Here is an 18,909-nt window from a genome sequence, read left to right on the forward strand (position 1 = left end):
AAATTTGATACATGAAGAAATTAGCATTACTATTTGCAGGTTTATCATTATTAGTAGCAACCGGATGTAAGGACGACGATACTCAACAGGTATTTCCAATTAACGGACTTTGGCAACCTGTTAAAGAAGTGATTACCACTATTCCGGCAAACGGATCTGGGGTTTCAGATGAAATTACTTTTACCACTTGCCAGAAAGAATCAAGATGGTTGTTCAATGAAGGAAATACCGGAAAAAGAACCGATAAGGATGAAATAGGAACCCCTGCAATATGTAGTACTGTTTCAGACCGAAATTTTACCTATACCTATAGTACAAGTGATAAGAGGATTGAAATCAAGTATCAGGGTACAGTAGTTCCGGACAAAGGAAAAGTAACTACACTCACTGATACGACGCTGAATCTTACCATTGAAGATACTACAGATCCTAATCTATACAAGTCTACCACATATACACTAAAGAGAATTCCTCAGTAATATATATAAGGTTGAAAATAAAGAATACAGATCTCATCTTCGGATGAGATTTTTTTGTTTAAATCAAAGTATACTAATTAATTAAAAATTAAAGTTCTATTTCTTTTAAAATCTTTATTTTTGTACCTCTTCAAATTTTTTGAAGATTAATTTTAAATAAAATCTATACATAAAGTGTTTTACGATCATCAGCAGATAGAAAAAAAGTGGCAGAAATACTGGGAAGAAAAGCAGACATACAAAACTTCCGATACAACAGATAAACCCAAATTTTATGTTCTCGATATGTTTCCTTATCCATCAGGAGCAGGATTACACGTAGGACATCCTCTTGGATATATTGCATCTGATATTTATGCAAGGTATAAAAGACATCAGGGATTTAATGTGCTTCACCCGGTTGGTTATGACAGCTTTGGACTTCCTGCGGAACAGTATGCTATTCAAACAGGACAGCATCCTGCTATTACTACTGAACAAAACATTAACAGGTATGAGGAACAATTAAGAAAAATTGGTTTTTCATTTGATTGGAGCAGGGAAGTGAGAACTTCAGATGCTTCCTATTATAAGTGGACACAATGGATATTTATCCAGTTGTTCCATTCGTGGTACAATAAAGATACCGATAAAGCAGAGCCTATAGAAACGCTGATTCAGCATTTTGAAGAAAAAGGGACACAAGGTTTAAATGCAAATCAAAATGACGAACTTGATTTCACGGCAGAAGAGTGGAAGAATGCTTCAGATATTGATAAGGAAGATATCTTATTAAATTATCGTCTGGCTTACAGAGCTGAAACGACAGTTAACTGGTGCCCTGCTCTTGGAACAGTATTAGCCAATGATGAAGTAAAAGATGGGAAGTCTGAAAGGGGAGGTTTTCCAGTATTTCAGAAAAAGATGATGCAATGGAGTATGAGGATTTCCGCATACTCTGAGAGATTACTTCAAGGATTAAATACAATAGACTGGCCACAACCTTTAAAAGATTCGCAGGAATACTGGATTGGAAAATCCCAGGGAGCGCAGGTTCAATTCAATGTTGAGAATCACGACGAAAAGATCGAGGTTTTCACCACAAGACCTGATACTATTTTCGGAGCGACTTTCATGGTGCTTGCGCCGGAAAACCCATTAGTTGATACCATTACTACGGCTGTTCAGAAGGCTGAAGTTGATGCTTATATAGAAGAGACTTCTAAGAAAACCGAGAGGGATAGAATGTCTGATGTAAAAAACGTGAGTGGTGCATTTACCGGAAGTTATGCAATCAATCCTTTCAGCAATGAGAAGATGCCGATTTATATCTCAGATTATGTATTGATGGGATATGGAACAGGAGCTGTTATGGCAGTACCTGCTCACGATGAACGTGATCACAGATTTGCAAAGAAGTTTAATCTTGAAATTAAAAAGGTTGTTGAGACCGATGAAGATGTTCAGGAAAAATCTTTTGACTCTAAGACCAGCGTTTGTGTTAATTCAGATTTCCTGAATGGATTGTCTTACGATGAGGCTAAAGCAAAAATGATTGCCGAAGTTGAGAAGCGTGATATCGGTCATGGAACTACAAATTACAGACAGCGTGATGCTATTTTCTCAAGACAGCGTTATTGGGGTGAACCGGTTCCTATATATTATAAGGATGGAATGCCATATACTTTACCAATGTCTTCTTTGCCTTTGGAGCTTCCCGAAGTTGAAAAATATTTACCAACAGAAGACGGGGATCCTCCATTAGGAAACGCTAAGTTTTTTGCGTGGGATGAGACTAATCAAAAAGTTGTAGCTACAGAATTAATCGATGAGGTTAATGTATTTCCATTAGAGTTGTCCACCATGCCTGGTTGGGCTGGAAGCTCATGGTACTTCTTAAGATATATGGATCCTCATAATGAAGAAGTTTTTGCTAAAAAAGATATCACTGATTATTGGGGACAGGTAGACTTATATATAGGAGGAAGTGAACATGCAACAGGTCACTTGCTGTATTCCCGTTTTTGGAATATGTTCCTAAAGGACAGAGGATACATCAGTCAGGATGAGCCTTTCCAAAAGTTGATCAATCAAGGGATGATTTTAGGAATGAGTGCATTTGTGTACAGGGTAGAAGGAACAAATCAGTATGTTTCCAAATCATTGGCAACTCAATATAAAACACAGAAGATTCATGTGGATGTATCCTTATTAAAAGGAACATCTGATGAATTGGATACTGAAGCATTCAAACAATGGAGACCCGACTATGCTGATGCTGAATTTATTTTGGAAGACGGAAAGTATATTACAGATCGCGAGGTAGAGAAGATGTCCAAGTCTAAATATAATGTCGTAAATCCGGATGATATCTGTGCAGAATATGGAGCGGACGGATTAAGATTATATGAAATGTTCTTAGGACCATTGGAACAATCGAAACCATGGAATACCCAGGGACTAAGTGGAGTGTATGGATTCCTTAAAAAATTCTGGAACCTTTATTTTAACGGAGATGTATTTGAAGTTTCTGATGAAGAACCGACAAAAGCAGAATATAAAGTTCTGCATACTTTAATAAAGAAGGTGGTTTACGATATCGAAAACTTCTCTTTCAATACCTCTGTATCTTCATTTATGATCGCTGTAAATGAATTACAAAAAATAAAATGCAACAAACGCAATATTCTTGAGCCGTTAGCCGTTATCATTTCTCCTTATGCACCACATATTTGTGAAGAGCTTTGGAGTTTGTTAGGACATACCGATTCTATTGAATTTGAAAAATTCCCTGAATTAATAGAATCATATTTAGTAGAAGATGAAATTGAATATCCGGTGAGTGTAAATGGTAAAATGAGGTTCAAATTATCCCTATCTGCTCAATTATCACCCGCGCAAGTAGAAGATTTGGTGATTAATGACCCCAAAATGCAACAGATTTTGGAAGGAAAAACCCCGAAAAAAATCATTGTAGTCCCTCACAGAATTGTGAATATTGTAATTTAAAAAAAAATTAACATTGGCAAATTAAAAAAAATGAAGGCTTAATTTTTTGAAATTTTTAAAGTATTTAAAAATACTGAGAAATATCATTAAAAAAAAAGAAAATAATTGATTTATCGAAATCGTAATAATATTTCGTTATCAAAAAAATGCAAAATGTTTATTTGAGACTATTGTATTTTAATTAATTTTGCCTTTAATTTACAACTTGATAAAATTTTAAAACAATATAATTTAGTTAAATATGGAAATGAATGTTTCAAAAAATGATGAGCAAGTAATTGCTAGAAAGGCAGGAGGTTTAAACCCGGCTATTATTATTCCTATTTTATTCGTTATAGGAGTTTGTATTTATTTATTCGTGCTAGGGAGTCCTGGTAACTTCAAAGATGCAGATAAACTAGGTAGTGGATCTGTAGCTTTTTCAAGTGTTGAAGGAAAAGACATTCACCCAGAGTCGTTTTTAGGTATTATCTACAAAGGAGGGGTTATCGTACCAATCTTGATTACTTTCATGATCACTGTAATCGTTTTCTCTTTTGAAAGATATTTCGTACTTGGTAAAGCAGCTGGAAAAGGAAACTTGGATAGCTTCGTTGTTCAGGTAAGAAGCTTATTAAACCAAAACAAAATTGATGAGGCTTTAGAAGAGTGCGACAGACAACAAGGTTCTGTAGGTAATGTAGTAAAAGAAGGTCTTACGACTTACAAAGCTTTATCTCATGATACGACTTTAAACAAAGAGCAAAAAATGGTGGCTCTTAACAAAGCTATCGAAGAGGCTACAACTCTTGAAATGCCAATGTTGGAAAAGAATATGATGATTCTTTCTACTTTAGGTACAGTTGCAACGTTAGTAGCACTTTTAGGAACCGTAATCGGGATGATCAAAGCATTCTTCGCATTAGGTTCAGGTGGTGGTACTCCAGATGCTGCTGCACTTTCTACAGGTATCTCTGAAGCATTGATCAACACGGCTTTAGGTATTGGTACTTCAGCTATCGCTATTATCCTTTATAACTTCTTTACATCTAAAATTGATGGATTAACTTATAAGATCGATGAGATCGCAATGAGTATCCAACAATCTTTCGCGGAATTCAACTAAGAATTTCCAGCAAGGAATTTGCATTAGCAATAAAAGAAGTTTAATTAAAAATAATAAAAATAATGGCGAGAGTCAAACCAAAAAGACATGGAGTAGTGACGGATATGACCGCGATGTGTGACGTTGCGTTCCTACTACTTACATTCTTTATATTGACCACTCAGTTTAAAAAACCTGACGTGGAGCAGATTAAACCGCCATCTTCAATATCAGAGAAGTTACTTCCTGATGCTAGTTTAATGACTATCAACGCTACTCCGGATGGGAAATTCTATTTCCAACCGGTAGAGAATGCATCAGAGAGATTACAGCTTTTAGATAAAATGGGTCAAAAATATGGTATTACTTTTGACAACAACGAAAAAGCTGCATTTCAAAAAGTACAAGCGATTGGGGTTCCAATGAACCAACTTAAAAGCTATCTTGATTTGCCAGATGACGAGCAGAAGAATTTTAAGAGTCCTACAGGGATTCCTATGGATAGTACAAATAAGCAGTTAGTAGACTGGGTACAACAAAGTTTGAGCGTAAATCCTGAATACAAATTAGCGATTAAAGGAGACGTTACTACTCAATACCCTAAAGTGAAAAGCTTATTTGAAGGTTTAAGAGATATTGATTTTCTTAAATTTTGGTTGATTACATCACAAGAAGGTAAACCTAACGAATAATATCGAGCAGAAATGGCAGAAGTACAAGTACAGGAAAAGGGCGCCAAGGGCGGCAAGGTACGTTCCAAGAAGCAGAGTACCAGAGTTGACATGACTCCGATGGTGGACTTGGGTTTTCTATTGATCACCTTCTTTATGTTCACAACCACGTTTAGTAAACCTAACGTAATGGATTTGGGTCTTCCGGCAAAACCGAAAGAAAAAGATAAAAAACCACCTCCAACTGAAATTAAACTTTCTAACTCAATTTCATTGTTATTGGGTAAAGACAATAAAATTTTCTGGCATCAGCAAGATAATACATCTTTAACTGATCAGAATCTGAATGAAACTACTTTCGATAGAGAAGGTGTTAGAAAGGTAATTGAGCAAGCAAAAGCAAATGCGGCTGATAAAAGTAAATTTACTGTAATTATTAAGCCGACAGATGACGCTGTATATAAAAACTTTGTTGATATTCTTGACGAAATGGCAATTACCAAAAGTGAACAATATGGGGTTACCGATTTGAAACCTTGGGAGGTAGCTATTTATAACAAGAAAGTTGGGAATAATGGAGCTGCGGCTGCACCAGCTACAAAGTAATTTAACCATAAAATTGTAAATCTATGGCAGATGAAAATGTATACAGTCAGAATCTTACTTTAGACGAGATTGTATTTGAAAATAGAAACAAAGAATATGGTGCCTATGATCTGAGACATCAGTATCCAAAACTTCTGACAAGATCTTTTCTTATCGGAACGGCACTATTCCTGATTTTGGCTTTGTCTCCTTTTATTTATCTTACGATTAAAAGACTTACTGCACCAGAAAAGAAAGAAGTAAAAGCTGATTTGGTGGAAATTCTTCAGGAAGATAAAATTATTGAGCAGCCAAAAGAAGAAGAACCACCTCCACCACCTCCACCTCCAAAAGAAGAGAAAATCGAGGTAATTCAGAATGTGGTTCCAGAGCCTGTAAAAGCTCCGAAAATTGAAACTCCACCACCACCGATTTCTAAGCAATTAGAAACAACAACTGGTTTGCAAAATCAGGAGGGGGTTAAAGCTCCGGCTTACACACCTCCACCACCTCCACCATCAACGGGGACTAAAACTTCAACTGCTGAAGTTAAGCCTCAGGTAAGTGACACTCAGGTGTATACAGAGGTAGAGCAAACTGCAGAATTCCCAGGAGGTATTAATGCCTTTAGAAATAAAGTGTCTAGTAACTTTGACGGATCTGCAATGAATGGTGATGAAGGAACTGTAAAAGCTGAAGTAACTTTCGTTGTTGAAAGAGACGGTAGTATTACAGACGTTAAAGCGAGTGGAAAAAGCTCAGACTTTAATGCTGAAGCAGTAAGAACTATTAAGTCTATTAAGACTAAATGGGCTCCTGCTAAGATTAATGGACAATCTGTACGTTACCGTTTCAGATTACCATTAACAATGAATTTTGAAGGATAATTTTTATCTTTAAATAATAATTAAAAAAGAGAAGCATATGCTTCTCTTTTTATTTTTTTTGGTATTTTTGTTGTATGATGTTCAATTGGTTATCCCTGGTTACGGGATTGTTTTATATCGTTTTAGGAATTGTAGTTATTTTTTACAAATTCTTCTTTATTATTTTAGAGCCTACTGTAGCGTACCCTCTTGGAGGTGTTATGATTCTGTATGGAATCTTTAGAATTTACAGAGCGGTTTCAAGAATAAAAAATTCAGGAAATGAAGAATAATTTTAAAGTAATCATACTTTTTGTCTTAAGTATAATTGCAGTAAGCTGTAAAAAAGAAGACAAATCCCCATCCTATTATAAGGGAGATCTTACAATCCTTACTGATGAATCCTTTAAAAGTGTTACTGAAGCTTTAGCCGACGGATACATGATTAATTATCCCGAAGCACACCTAAAGGTAGTTACAAGGAAGGAAGACCTGGGCTTTTTAGATCTTCTGAAAGGAAAGGCCAGAGTAGCGGTAATGTCCAGAGACTTAAGTCCTGAAGAGCTTAAAGCTTTTAAAGAGCAGGTGGGTTCTAAATTTTTGCCTGCCAGATTTGCTGCTGACGCAGTTGTTTTTATTGTTCCAAAAAATTCTACCAGGAGCAGTATTTCAATGGATGAAATTCAAAACGGTCTTCTTTCTGATAAAAAGGAATTTATTTTTGACGGGACTAATTCTAGTAACTTAAACTATGTTGCTCAGAAGCTTAAGAAGCAGCCTAAAGATCTCCAATTTTCTGTGATTCCAGGTAGTGAAAATATCATTGAACAGCTCAATAAATATCCCGATAAAATTGGTGTCATAGGTCTTAATACCTTTAGCCGCCCTTATGATAAAACTTCTGAAAAATTAAGGGATATGGTTAAAATATTGCCGGTTGAAAACAAAGGAAAATTATATACTCCGGATTCTGCAGGACTGCGTGAAATGAAATATCCTTTTACTAGAGTTTTGTATTTTTTAACAAATGAAGGAAACTTTAACATTGCCAATGGTTTCATCAGATATTCATGTACCCAATTAGGGCAAATGATTGTGCAGAAGGAAGGTTTGCAACCCTACAATATTTACAAAAGAGAGGTGCAAATGCGTTAAAAAATATTAAATTGACTTTATCCCCCAAATAAATACACTATTTTGGTCTGAAAATTGTGTATAATATTACTCGATTTAGAAAATATAAAATGAAAGATATAATGATTATGAATGTAAAAAAGATTGCTTTTGGAGCAGCGGTGGTATTTTTTGCCAATTTTTCGTTTGCACAAACATTGCAAGATGGTATTAACAGTATCGACAGTGATAAATTTGCCCAGGCAAAGACTCAGTTCACCGATATGATTGCTAAAGCTCCTACTGCTGAAAATTATTTCTATTTAGGAAATACTTTTCTAAGACAAGGTGAGCCGGATTTTGCTAAAGCAACTGAAAGCTTCAATAAAGGTCTTGCAGCAGATAGCAAAAGCTATTTAAACAAGATCGGATTGGCAGCTGTAAAGCTTGGAAAAGGTGATAAGGCAGCTGTTGCAGAAATACAGAAAATTGTTAGCGATTCAAGAGAAAAAGATGCTGAAGTATTGTTCAGAGCTGCAGAGGCTTTAACTTTATTTGAGAAAAATAACTCTCCTGATCTTGCCATTCAATTCCTTAATAAGGCAATTGAAAGAGCACAGAAAAAAGAAGTTCCTGCGAATTATTACTATACACTGGGAGACGCTTACAGATTGAAAAAAATCCCTGGTGATGCTATGACTGCTTATGATAAAGCGTTACCTCTGGCTAAAAATAAAGCTTCTGTTTATACCAGAATGGGTACTTTATGGATGGCTGCTCAGCAATGGAAATTAGCTAAAGAAAATATTGATAAAGCAATTGCTGTAGATGCTACATATGCACCTGCTTATAAAGCTTTGGCTGCCTATGATATTAAATATCAGCAAAATGATAAAGCGACTCAGGACTTGATCAATTATACTAAATATGCGGATGAAGATCCATATACACAATTAGAAATCGCTAAGCTTTATTTTACAAACGAAGATTATAACAATTCAAGAACTGTTTTAGATAAGATCTTTGATAAAATTGATGATCCTATTAAGTTCAAATTGAGAGCTTATCAATTATATTATGAAGGTAAATATGCAGAGGCTAAGCAAAACATGGATACTTTCGTTTCTCAGGCGGATAAATCAAGAGTACAACCTGCTGACCAGGGATTACAAGGTTTAATTGCCGCTGGATTGGCTAAGGATGAAAAAGATGTAGCAAAGAAAACTGCTTTAACAACTGAAGCTCAGCAGAAAATAGCTATTGCAAAAGCTGCAAAAGATGAAACAATGAAATGGGATATGGAATTAGCTAAGATTGCCGGAGGAGGAGCTTCTCAGGGATCAGCTGATGCAGGACCTACAAACCCTACCATTGAAGGATTAAAGCAAAAAGTAGCAGCTAATGCACAGGATACAGATTCATTATTCAAATTAGCGACTGCTTACCAGGATGTTAAAAACTGGAACGGAGCTATATTAACATGGCAGAAAATGAGTACACTTCTTCCTGATTGGGCTCCTGCTTATTACAGTTTAGGTTATTCTTACCAACAAGCTGGGAATAATGATGCTGCGAAAATAGCGTATGAAAAATTCATCACTACTGTTAAGCCAGCAGATGTAGAGGCTAATAAACAAACTTTAGCTTATGCTTACTTTGCCGTAGCTTATATGAGCAAAGATTCTGATCTTGCTAAAGCTAAAGATTATGTTGCTAAGTCTGTTCAGTTGGATCCGACTTATCAGGATGCTGTTAAACTTAACGGTGAGATCAATAAGTAATTTAAAATTTAAATTATATATATTAAAACTTCCCATTCATAATGTTTGGGAAGTTTTTATTTTAAGCCTTATCTTTGAAAAATATGAAAACAGACATACTTGCTTTTGGAGCGCATCCTGATGACGTAGAACTGGGTTGTGGAGGTACCATTGCCAAATTGATATCAGAAGGAAAAAAATGTGTTATTGTAGATCTTACAAAAGGTGAACTGGGAACAAGAGGAACAGACGAAACCAGAAAAACGGAGGCTGCTGAATCTGCAAAAATTCTTGGGGTTTCCGCAAGGGAAAATTTAGGTATGAAAGACGGGTTTCTGGTTAATTCAGAAGAGTACCAGATGAAGATTGTAAAAATGATCCGCAAATACCGCCCGGAAATCGTCTTAGCCAATGCGATTGATGATAGACATCCGGATCATGCAAAAGGAGCGAAATTAGTTTCCGATGCGTGCTTTTTAGCTGGTCTTAGAAAGATAGAAACTGTAGAGGGAGGAGAAAGCCAGGACATATGGAGACCTAAACACATTTTTCATTATATCCAGTGGAAACATATTCAACCTGAATTTGTAATTGATATTTCAGAATATCTGGATAAGAAAATTGAAGCATGCCTTGCATTTAAAACTCAGTTTTATGATCCGAATTCTACCGAGCCGGTAACTCCGATTGCTACAAAAGACTTTCTGGAAAGCTTAACGTACAGAGCTCAGGATTTAGGGCGCCTATCGGGAGTTGCTTACGCTGAGGGATTTACGACAGAGAAGTTAATTGCTTTGAAAAATTTTGAAGGAATTGTTTTGTAATTAAAAAATCTTTCCTATATTTGCAACCACAAAACGGTGATTGTAGCTCAGTTGGTTAGAGCGTCGGATTGTGGTTCCGAAGGTCGTGGGTTCGAGACCCATCATTCACCCAAAGAAAGTACACTTTTAAAGTGTACTTTTTTATTTTATACCTTTCTGATGTTTCACTTTTTTATCCAAAAAAATATCAAAAACTTTTAATTTTATTTTAGGATCAGGATAGATTTTTATTTTGATGCTGTTTTAAGGGGAATACTTGATTGAAATAGAATGTGAAGTGATAAATATTAGCAGAATACTTTAGAAGGAGTTTTATAGCATATTTCTAACATATTACTGTTAATGAGTGGTACATCATAATTAGTATTTAAAAGTACCCTTTTGCCCATCTTTAAATTCATTGTCCTTAGAATAATCCTGTAAAAAAATAGACATAAAAAAAGCACCTTTTTTCAGATGCTTGTGTTTTTAGATATTCTTTTTTTATACTTCGTCGTCAGAATCTATAGTATAAGATTTGCTTTTGAAGTCTTTGTCATGTTTTTCTGAAATTACATCCTCACCCTTTTCATTAATGATGAAATCTGTTGACTCATTGAACATTTCCTGGAAACTCTTAAAATCTTCTTTGTAAAGGTAAATTTTGTGTTTTTCAAATGTAGCCTCTCCATTTTCACCGAAGTTCTTTTTACTTTCGGTAATCGTAAGATAATAATCCCCCGCTTTCGTCTCACGCACATCAAAGAAATATGTTCTTCTTCCTGCTTTTAACACCTTCGTGAAAATTTCATTTTCATGGCGTTCCTTGTATTCACTCATTGTTAGATATTTTTTAATCTTGTTAAGAACAAATATAAAAGATTTCTTTTAATCACAAAATTTTTTTTATGATTTATTTAACAATTTTGAATGAATCGGCTAAGCAGTTACAGAATTGGTAATTTCAGTAAGATTAAGGATTTTGTCAGCTCTTTGTGCGCTAGACTCTCTGTGTGTGATAATTATGGAGGTTGCATTGTGAATTTTTGACTCAATATTTTGCAGTATATTTTGCTCCGTTTCGGTATCTAATGCAGATAAAGAATCATCAAAAATAATGATATTTGGATCCTTAATCAGGGCTCTGGCAATACAAATTCTTTGCTTTTGTCCTCCCGAAAGCATCACTCCACGCTCTCCAACCGTCGTTTTATACTGTTCTTTAAATCCTATGATGTTTTTATGAACGTCTGCGATTTTAGCATATTCTACTACTTTCTCATGGGACGGATGGTCGATCGCAAATCCAATATTATTTTCTATAGTATCCGAGAATAAATAGCTCTCCTGAGGAATATAGCCAATAAAATCCCTGTACACTTCGAGATTGTGGTCCTTAAGATTTTTCCCGTCAATCAGAATTTCACCTTCAGTAGGGTCTATTAAACGGCATAGCAATAAGGCGATCGTAGATTTTCCGCTTCCTGTTTTCCCCATAATCGCCAATGATTGTCCCGCATTAATTGTAAAGCTTAAATTTTCTAAAGCTTTTATTCCTGTGTTAGGGTACACATATGAAACATTTCTAAATTCAATATCTCCCTTGATTTTATACTGATCAGAATTTTTGTTAATGATTTCAGATTTTTTATCCAGAAACTCATTGATTCTCTGCATGGAGGCTTCTGCTCGTTGATTGACTGATGTTACCCATCCTACCATTGAAAAAGGAAATATAAGGGTATTGATGTACATGAAAAAGTCGGCTATTTTACCGATACTTAGTTGTCCTGCAATATATTTTTGTCCACCGATGACGATGATAGCTACGTTAAGCAATCCGATTACAAATAAAATAATAGTAAAAAAATAAGCTTCTGTCTTTGCGAGGTCTAATGCCTTATCCTGGTAATCGGTTACCTTTGCCCCGTAATTCTTTTTGATATAATTTTCCCTGGCAAAGAATTTTACAACTCTTATTCCCGAAAAACTGTCCTGTACAAAAGTTGAAATACCGGACTGGCTTTTCTGCATTATCTTTGACTTCTTGTTAATAATTGAACTTACTTTAAAAATAAGGTATGACAAAATCGGAAGTGGTAGTAATGTCCATAAAGTCATGGATACGTCCGTTTTTATCATATAGATGCTGGTAATAAGAAGTAACACCAGTAAATTTACGACATACATGACTCCCGGTCCAAGGTACATTCTTACCGCTACGATATCTTCGCTCAATCGGTTCATGAGGTCACCGATAGTCGTCTGCTTATAATCTGTAAGGGAAAGCTCCTGATAGTGTCTGTAGATTTTATTTTTAAGCTCATATTCAATTCTCCTTGACGCTACAATAATGGTCTGTCTCATCATGAAAGTAAAGAATCCCGTCAATAACGAACAACCAACAATAATGGCAACGTAAATCAATACCTGCCTGTTGAATCCCATTTGTCCGTTTTTGGTAAGTTCATCAACCGATTTTCCTACAAATTGAACTTTATATGTATTAAAAAAATTACTGGCAATGATAAATAACAGCCCCCAAAACAACAATATCTTGTGTTTCCAAAAGTAGGGGTTCAGGGTTTTTAAAGCTTTCATATAGTTTTACAAAATTACAAAAATACCTTCACACTACGAATTCGATAAATTTTAAATTTTGTATCTTTGCACGCATAAAAAGCTCTTTGAATGTTAGGAAGAAGACAAATCCGTGAAAAAGTGGTGGAAAATGTGTATTCATACTACCAGAATCCGATTAAATTTGATGTTTTAGAGAAAAACATGTTTTCGGGTATAGAGAAAATCTATCATCTCTATATTTACCAACTGAATTTTTTAGTAGGTCTAAAGGCGCTTGCTGAAAACCAGATGGAAATTGGGAAGAAAAAATATCTGAAAACAGATTCTGATATTAATCCCAACCAGAAATTTATTAACAATCAGGTGTTGATCAAACTAGAGGAAAACCCTGAGAGGCTATTCTTTACAGGGCAACATAAAGAATTGAAATGGGATTTACATGATGATCTATTGGTAAAAACTTTCCAGAGAATTACTGCAGGAAAGCGTTATCAGGATTTCATGAAAGTAGAAGAATATTCTTTTGAAGAAGACCAGAAGTTTATCGGAAAATTATTTTTGCGATATATCGCTGAAAATGAAGATTTTCATGATTACCTTGGAGACAAGGAACTCACCTGGTCTGATGATATTCACATTTCCAATTCAATGGTTCAAAAGACAATTGGATTTCTGAAAGAAGATGAAGAAAGCAGAACATTAATCAAAATGATCAAGGATGAAGATGATAAGGCTTTTGCAGCCAAACTTCTAAGAGATACTTTGAACAATTGGGAAAATAATGAAAAGAAATTAAGTGAAAGATTGGAAAACTGGGATTTGGAAAGAGTTTCTTTAATGGATAAAGTTATTTTGTCTACTGCTATATCGGAACTTGATAATTTTCCTTTTACACCTTCAAGAGTTATTATCAATGAATATATTGAAATTGCTAAAGTATTTGCTACAGACAGATCAAATATCTTCATTAACGGAATTTTAGATAAATATTGTAAAGATCAAAATAGAATTTAACATGAAAAAGACGTTATCAATTATCGCTTTGTCTATTATAGGCTTTGGTTTAGTTTCTTGTAAAAAAGAAAACAAAGAGGCTCAAACTGCTGAATCTGTAGCAACAGATTCCACTGCTGCAACAACAACTCCCGCTGATTCTGCGGTAGCTCCTGCAACAACAGAAGCGGCAACTCCGGCTCAATCTAACCAACCTTCAACTTCACTTGCTTTATCTGAAAGCAACTTCGATTTTGGAAATATCAAAAAAGGAGATAAAGTAGAGCATGTTTATGAAGTTACCAATACAGGTAAAAATCCATTGGTAATTTCTGAAGTTAAGCCTGGATGTGGATGTACAGCTCCTGACTTTACTAAAGAGCCTATTTTACCAGGTAAAAAAGGAAAGATTACCTTACATTTTGATTCTTCAAGTTTCGATGGAAATGTTCAGAAATATGCTGACGTATATGCGAACGTAGAAAAATCTCCAATTAAATTAACATTCACTGCGAATATTCAACCTTAATTAAAATGAATACATTAACCATTTTTTTACAGGCACAGCCGGCAGGAGGATCATCTTCAATGATGCTGATCATGATGGGTGTGATGTTTGTAGGTTTTTATTTCTTAATGATAAGGCCACAAATGAAAAAACAGAAGCAGGAGAAAATCTTTCAGGAAAATCTGAAAGTAGGAAGCAGGGTAGTACTAACTTCAGGCCTTCATGGAAGAATTGCTCAAATCCAGGATGATGGTTTTGTTATTGAAACATTATCAGGAAAGTTAAAGTTCGAAAAAGCGGCTGTATCAAGAGAATTTACAGACAATCGTTTTGGAGAAAAAGCAACTAAAGCAGCTGAAAAAACTGCTGAGAAAAAAGAAATTGATACTGAAAAGAAGTAATTTTTTAGTTAAAAGATAATATAACCGGCGCGGTGAACAAAGTTCACCGCGCCGGTTATATTATATAGAGATAAGCCGACAAAAATGGTAACCAATAAATTCCTGTTGGCATTAAATCCTTACTATTTTTATAGTTTTAAATTATCTTTGTCCTATGAAGCAAAATATACACAAAACAGTTCTTATTTTAGGAGCAAATTCTGATGTTGCAAAACAATCTTTTAAGCAGTATCTGCAAAAAGGATACTCAGTAATTGCGGCTTCCAGAAATACGGACTCGCTGGAAAATTTTGTTAAAGAAAATCAATTAGATCAAGCGAACATTAAGATTATATATTTTGATGCTTCCGATTTTGCTTCGCATCAGCAATTTTATGATGACCTGGTGATAAAACCGGCTATTGTAGTTTATGCAGCCGGATTTCTGGTTGACAATCAAAAAGCTTTGCTTGATTTTAAAGGTGCATACCAGATGATGCAAGTAAACTATATGGGTGGGGTTTCAATTCTTAATATTATTGCTATGGACAAAAGTAATAATAACCTTGAGAGAATTATCGGACTTTCTTCACTTTCCGGAGTAAGAGGAAGAAAAAGCAATTTTATATATGGAAGCACCAAATCCGCCTTCACACAATATTTAGCCGGTCTCCGACAGGAATTGTCTACAAGAAATATTATTGTCAATGCATTGGTCATTGGATATATTCGCACTAAAATGAATACAGGTCTGAAGCTTACGGAATCCCTGATAATGGAACCGTATTATGTTGCGGAATTTGTGGTCAATGCAGGGAGCTCATTTACTATAGTTCCGAATTTTAAATGGAAAATTATTTATTTTATTTTGAAAATTTTACCTGAAAGTATGGTGGCAAAATTACCATGATATTTTTCGCTGAATTTTTATTTTTCTAAATAAATTTTAATTAAACTCTTAAATCTGTTTATTTTTAATTTTTAAGTCTCAAAAAGACTACTCTTTTTCAAAAAAGGAGTACGGTATAGAAATTGGAAATCATTCTTTTTTTCAGTATTTTTAAAATCTGAAATGATTCTTTTACCTGAATAAATTTCGAAAAATGATCATTGAGTGCACCTGAACAGGTCGTTCTGCTATCCAATACTTTTTATTATATAGATTACTTTAAACCAGGGTTTAAGGTTAATTTTTTTATGGTATGTGGATCGCTTCAGGATTTATCAGAAAAATAACATATCAATTTAAATAAATACAAAAATGGATGATTTAAAATTAGACAACGTTCAACAACAGTGGGACACCTTCTTGACCTCAGCTATTGCATGGGCACCGAAAATTATTACAGCTGTGATTTCAGCATTCCTGATATATCTGGTAGGATCGTGGATGATCAGGATGATTAAAAGACTTGTTGAAAAAGCCTTTAAAAGGCGTAATATGGAGCCGTCCTTACAGCTTTTTTTATTAAATATTATCAATTGGGGACTTAATATCCTGCTCTTTATTGTAGTGGTTACCCAATTAGGAGTACAAACTTCAGCCTTTGTCGCCATGATAGGTGCTGCCGGATTAGCGGTTGGATTGGCTTTACAGGGATCTTTAACGAATTTTGCGGGAGGCATTCTTATTTTATTATTAAAACCATTTAAGATCGGAGACTTTATTTCGGCAAGTTCCGGAGTATCCGGAACGGTAAATGCAATAGACGTTTTCCATACAAGGCTTATTACGCCTCAGAATCAGTTGATCGTAATCCCTAATGGTGAAATCTCCAACAAGAGTATTACCAATTATACGCAGTTGGGAACAAGAAAAACGTGGTTTGATATAGGAGTTTCTTATAATGCAGATCTAAAGCAAGCTAAAGAAATACTGCTGGAGGCAATACATCAGAATGAATATGCTCTTAAAGAACCTGCGCCACAAGTAGTTGTAACCGAGCTAGGAGATAGTGCAGTGAATTTGTCTGTAAGGGTGATGACCACTAATGAAAATTTCTGGGCAATGAATGAAGAATTGATTATAGCTTGTAAAGCAGCCCTTGATAAGGCAGGAATTGAAATTCCTTTTCCACAAAGGGATGTACATGTATATAATAATAACTAAAAACCGTATAATGAAAAACCTGCATTGATAAAATGCAGGTTTTTTTTTCATCAAGGCGTTGATTTATCCTAAATTCTGCAATAAATCCAATGCCTTCATCATATCAATTCCTTTTCCTAAAACCGGTTTAAATAAATCTCCTTTTTCTTTAATCCTGTCAAGTGCATTGTGGATATTGAAATCTGTAGGTTTTAATCCGGGCTTTAATTCTTCCCATGCAATCGGCATAGAAACCGAAGCTCCCGGTTTTGGACGTAAGCTGTAAGCACTTGCCAACGTTTGTCCTGTTCTGTTTTGAAGGTAATCCAGATAGATTTTCTTATCATCCCTTTTTTGAAGGCTTCTTTCTAAGGTGGTTATTTTAGGAAGTTTTTCATTGACCTGTTTCATGACAATATGAGCAAAATCCTTTACCTGATCGAATTCATAATTACCTCCCATAGGAATATAGATGTGAATTCCGGTACTTCCTGATGTTTTACAATACCCTTTCACTTTAATTGACTTCAGGACTTCATTTACCTGTAAAGCGGTTTCAATAACATCATCAAATGTATTTTTTTTAGAGGGATCGAGATCAAGCACTAAATAATCGGGATGTTCAAGATCAGGGAGTGAACTGTTCCAAGGGTTGAGATCTATACAACCTAGATTATTAAGATAAGCGAGTGTGGCTTTATCATTACAGTAGATATAATCAATGTACTTATCGTTGGATTCAGAATAAACCTGTGTTGTTTTTACCCATTCCGGAGTATTGTCACTGGCATCTTTCTGATAAAAACCTTGTTCTTCAATTCCGTTTGGGAAACGGTTTAAGGATAGCGGACGGTTTTTCAGATGTGGTAAAATATATCTGGCAACCGATTGATAGTATTCAATTACATCTCCTTTTGATATATCATCTTCCGGAAAATATATTTTATCTTGATTGGTCAATTTTACTTTATGCTTATCTAAAGTAACTTCCTTTTCTTTTTCTGTATTTTTTGATGATGTGGTGGCTTTCATTTTTTTAGGTTTTTCATTTTTTGGGTTCACTTTATTGGCGGAATCATTGATTTCTTCCGGGTTTTTATCCTCCCGGATCGTGATAAAAACAGGATGTCTGAAAATTCCGTCCTTGGTGATTTCAGAATATTTGATTTCACAAACCAGTTTCGGTTCTACCCATGTGACAGGCATATTGGTTTTGGGGATCTTGTCAAACGGTGAATTTTTTATGGTTAATTTTTTTAGACGCTGATGAAGTTGATTCAAAGATTCACTATTGAATCCCGTTCCTGTATGTCCGGAGTAAATGAGCTCTCCACCTTTATATTTTCCTAATATCAATGCTCCGAAGCCTTTTCTGGAACCTCTGGGTTCTGTGAATCCACAGATAATGACTTCTTCAGTACTGGTGAATTTTATTTTTAACCAATCAGAAGTTCTGTGATTTTCAACATATTGGCTGTCGGATTTTTTTGCGATCATGCCTTCAAGCTGCATTTTTTCCATCTGATTAAAAAAACTGATTCCATTTTCAGGTATATGGTCACAATATTTAATCATTTCTGTTTCTACTAACGCTTCTTTTAACAGCTCTTTTCTTTGCAATAATGGGAGTTGTTCGGTAGAATGACCATTCAGCCAAAGCAGATCAAAAACATGATATACCAAGGCGAGATCAGGATTATCACCAATCTGTTGTAGTAGTTGGAAATTGGGCTTTCCATTTTCATCATAAGCCACAATTTCTCCATCCAAAATCATTTTTTGCTTTTGAAGACTAAAGTCTTGGGTAACTTTTCTGAATTTTGATAAAAAAGAAATTCCGTTTCTTGAATAAAATAAAGGATCATTTTTGCTCAGATCGGCTATTGCCCTGTAGCCGTCCCATTTGATTTCAAAGATCCATTCCGGGGAATCAAATGCTTTTTCATAGGACTTCGCCAACATAGGCTTAATGAAAGAGGTAAGCTTCTTTTCATCGGCTAATGCATT

Annotated in this window: 18 protein-coding genes and 1 tRNA gene; 16 read left to right on the forward strand and 3 right to left on the reverse strand. The window is 35.0% G+C overall.

Annotated features, from left to right (window positions below):
• The first annotated feature begins 11 nt into the window (after nt 1-11).
• From AAEU33_RS07305 to AAEU33_RS07355, 11 genes are all read left to right on the forward strand, one after another.
• Nucleotides 12-479: a lipocalin family protein gene (locus AAEU33_RS07305; protein ID WP_273649692.1), complete on the forward strand. Its 468-nt coding sequence runs from the start codon at nt 12-14 to the stop codon at nt 477-479.
• A gap of 174 nt (nt 480-653) precedes the next feature.
• Complete coding sequence (gene leuS / locus AAEU33_RS07310; RefSeq protein ID WP_345991738.1) at nt 654-3,467, forward strand: leucine--tRNA ligase; 2,814 nt, start codon at nt 654-656, stop codon at nt 3,465-3,467.
• Nucleotides 3,468-3,708: 241 nt separating this feature from the next.
• The gene (locus AAEU33_RS07315; RefSeq protein ID WP_172280800.1) at nt 3,709-4,572 is read left to right on the forward strand and encodes a MotA/TolQ/ExbB proton channel family protein; all 864 of its coding nucleotides are present in this window, start codon (nt 3,709-3,711) and stop codon (nt 4,570-4,572) included.
• Nucleotides 4,573-4,634: 62 nt separating this feature from the next.
• Nucleotides 4,635-5,243 (forward strand): biopolymer transporter ExbD, encoded by a 609-nt coding sequence (locus AAEU33_RS07320; RefSeq protein ID WP_172280798.1) that lies wholly within the window; start codon nt 4,635-4,637, stop codon nt 5,241-5,243.
• A gap of 12 nt (nt 5,244-5,255) precedes the next feature.
• Nucleotides 5,256-5,828 (forward strand): biopolymer transporter ExbD, encoded by a 573-nt coding sequence (locus tag AAEU33_RS07325; RefSeq protein WP_172280796.1) that lies wholly within the window; start codon nt 5,256-5,258, stop codon nt 5,826-5,828.
• Between the two features lie 23 nt (nt 5,829-5,851).
• Complete coding sequence (locus AAEU33_RS07330; protein WP_172280794.1) at nt 5,852-6,694, forward strand: energy transducer TonB; 843 nt, start codon at nt 5,852-5,854, stop codon at nt 6,692-6,694.
• A gap of 77 nt (nt 6,695-6,771) precedes the next feature.
• Nucleotides 6,772-6,966, forward strand: a complete 195-nt coding sequence (locus AAEU33_RS07335) for a DUF308 domain-containing protein (RefSeq protein ID WP_172281055.1) — start codon at nt 6,772-6,774, stop codon at nt 6,964-6,966.
• Complete coding sequence (locus AAEU33_RS07340) at nt 6,956-7,828, forward strand: substrate-binding domain-containing protein (RefSeq protein ID WP_345991742.1); 873 nt, start codon at nt 6,956-6,958, stop codon at nt 7,826-7,828. Before AAEU33_RS07335 ends, AAEU33_RS07340 begins: the two co-directional genes overlap by 11 nt.
• Before the next feature lie 89 nt (nt 7,829-7,917).
• Nucleotides 7,918-9,567: a tetratricopeptide repeat protein gene (locus tag AAEU33_RS07345; RefSeq protein ID WP_345991744.1), complete on the forward strand. Its 1,650-nt coding sequence runs from the start codon at nt 7,918-7,920 to the stop codon at nt 9,565-9,567.
• Nucleotides 9,568-9,650: 83 nt separating this feature from the next.
• Nucleotides 9,651-10,370: a bacillithiol biosynthesis deacetylase BshB1 gene (gene bshB1, locus AAEU33_RS07350; protein ID WP_345991746.1), complete on the forward strand. Its 720-nt coding sequence runs from the start codon at nt 9,651-9,653 to the stop codon at nt 10,368-10,370.
• A gap of 35 nt (nt 10,371-10,405) precedes the next feature.
• Nucleotides 10,406-10,481: transfer RNA gene (locus AAEU33_RS07355), tRNA-His, on the forward strand.
• Nucleotides 10,482-10,853: 372 nt separating this feature from the next.
• Here the strand turns inward: AAEU33_RS07355 and AAEU33_RS07360 are convergent.
• Nucleotides 10,854-11,189, reverse strand: coding sequence for a DUF3276 family protein (locus AAEU33_RS07360; protein WP_034679055.1), 336 nt, complete (start codon nt 11,187-11,189; stop codon nt 10,854-10,856).
• Between the two features lie 99 nt (nt 11,190-11,288).
• Complete coding sequence (locus AAEU33_RS07365) at nt 11,289-12,950, reverse strand: ABC transporter ATP-binding protein (RefSeq protein WP_172280786.1); 1,662 nt, start codon at nt 12,948-12,950, stop codon at nt 11,289-11,291.
• Between the two features lie 90 nt (nt 12,951-13,040).
• Here AAEU33_RS07365 and AAEU33_RS07370 point away from each other — a divergent pair, with 90 nt between their 5' ends.
• The 5 genes from AAEU33_RS07370 to AAEU33_RS07390 all read left to right on the forward strand — a co-directional run bounded on the left by AAEU33_RS07370 (nt 13,041) and on the right by AAEU33_RS07390 (nt 16,923).
• Entirely contained in the window at nt 13,041-13,946 is a 906-nt protein-coding gene (locus AAEU33_RS07370; RefSeq protein WP_172280784.1) for a transcription antitermination protein NusB, read from the forward strand.
• A gap of 1 nt (nt 13,947) precedes the next feature.
• Nucleotides 13,948-14,454 carry a DUF1573 domain-containing protein gene (locus AAEU33_RS07375; RefSeq protein ID WP_345991749.1) on the forward strand — a complete coding sequence of 169 codons (507 nt, stop codon included), beginning with the start codon at nt 13,948-13,950 and terminating at the stop codon, nt 14,452-14,454.
• A gap of 5 nt (nt 14,455-14,459) precedes the next feature.
• Complete coding sequence (yajC, locus tag AAEU33_RS07380; RefSeq protein WP_345991751.1) at nt 14,460-14,834, forward strand: preprotein translocase subunit YajC; 375 nt, start codon at nt 14,460-14,462, stop codon at nt 14,832-14,834.
• Between the two features lie 154 nt (nt 14,835-14,988).
• Entirely contained in the window at nt 14,989-15,723 is a 735-nt protein-coding gene (locus AAEU33_RS07385) for an SDR family NAD(P)-dependent oxidoreductase (RefSeq protein WP_345991753.1), read from the forward strand.
• Nucleotides 15,724-16,074: 351 nt separating this feature from the next.
• A complete protein-coding gene (locus AAEU33_RS07390) occupies nt 16,075-16,923 on the forward strand; it encodes a mechanosensitive ion channel family protein (protein WP_172280776.1) in 849 nt (282 codons plus the stop codon).
• Nucleotides 16,924-16,986: 63 nt separating this feature from the next.
• Here AAEU33_RS07390 and ligD read toward each other — a convergent pair whose 3' ends face one another.
• Nucleotides 16,987-18,864 carry a DNA ligase D gene (gene ligD, locus AAEU33_RS07395; RefSeq protein WP_345991756.1) on the reverse strand — a complete coding sequence of 626 codons (1,878 nt, stop codon included), beginning with the start codon at nt 18,862-18,864 and terminating at the stop codon, nt 16,987-16,989.
• Between the last annotated feature and the right edge of the window lie 45 nt (nt 18,865-18,909).

The organism is Chryseobacterium sp. Chry.R1 (assembly GCF_039645525.1).
GTDB classification, from domain to species: domain Bacteria; phylum Bacteroidota; class Bacteroidia; order Flavobacteriales; family Weeksellaceae; genus Chryseobacterium; species Chryseobacterium proteolyticum.